This window comes from Microcoleus sp. MOSTC5, from assembly GCF_036701825.1.
Taxonomy (GTDB): Bacteria; Cyanobacteriota; Cyanobacteriia; order Cyanobacteriales; family Microcoleaceae; genus Microcoleus; species Microcoleus asticus.
In genome coordinates, this window is the sequence record NZ_JAUBRK010000189.1 from 1 (window position 1) to 1173 (window position 1173).

1 pseudogene is annotated in these 1173 nt (G+C 38.3%); it reads right to left on the reverse strand.

Annotation, left to right across the window (positions count from 1 at the left end):
• Positions 1 to 77: 77 nt before the first annotated feature.
• A pseudogene (locus QUA54_RS34735) lies at positions 78 to 1140 on the reverse strand (IS1634 family transposase); the annotation flags it as partial.
• Between the last annotated feature and the right edge of the window lie 33 nt (positions 1141 to 1173).

Consider the following 1173-nt stretch of genomic DNA (forward strand, 5'->3'; position numbering starts at 1 on the left):
GCGCTTTTATCAACAAGGTATGCGGGCAGCAACTCTTATACAGTCTATCTCGTAGACCTCTTTGTCACCCCCCCAGGATATTTCCATGAGCTTGATAACTTTTTTATTGCAACTTGTGCATCAGTAATACAAGCAAAGTCTTGCCTGGATAGCTTATGCAGCGATATTTTGGCGGATTCTAACTGTTTCTCTACTTGTTTGACTATTTTTTTAAGGTCTGCTTGTTTTCTGATTTCACTTTCTCTGACTAGCCATCTTTGCTTGATGTTGCCATACTCACTGGTTCTGGCTGCTATTTTATAGCCTTTTATTTGAGAATCTTCCCAGTCACTATCTTCTATGTTGCAGATTTTATTTTGAGCTTCTTTTATGCTTAACGGCACTCTGGTTATCCATTTCATTCCTGCCATTGCCGACAAATTTTCTGCTGTGTATAAGGCACTATCTGCTACACAGATTCCGTCAAATGTCCACTGATTTTTAAACTCTTTCAATCTTGACACAAAGACACTTTTATCATCGGCATTTCCGTCATGTATTTTCACATACAATGGTACGTCTCCATCCCCAGTTACGATCGTATCAATGATAAATTGTTTGAGATCGGGTCTTTTATCTCGCTTAGTAGCCATGAACGATTTTTATGGTTTTCATGGAAGATTCTGTATCCTCAGATTCTGCCTCAACTTCCTGGCTCTTTTCCTGACAGTTTTTGTATGCTCCCTCTACTGATATTGAACTGCTGTCTAGATGAACGCTTTTCATTTCTACTTGAAATTTTATCACTGCTTTCAGGGCAATTGCTGTGAATAACTTTGTCGTTCCAACTTGATAATATTTGTCTAATGCTCTCCCGATTCTGTCATCATTTAATTGTTCGGCTGTTATTCCTTTTCCGATTAGATGTTGTGTTGCTTTTCCCACGAAAAATGTATCAAATAGGTAGATTGGGGCGCTCAAAAATCCCAATCCGTTCAAAATCTTTGCTTTCATTACTTGTCCTGGGCTGACAGTTTCTTTAACTCTTATTCCCACTTTTTTGTTGACTTCTTCTACCAATTCCATTTCATCTATGATCCCCGCTACTATTCCCAAATGGTCTAAATTTACGATATTTATAGCTTCAGAGGGCTTTTTCATAGTTTTGAAGGTTGCTATACTGGCACAAGTTAT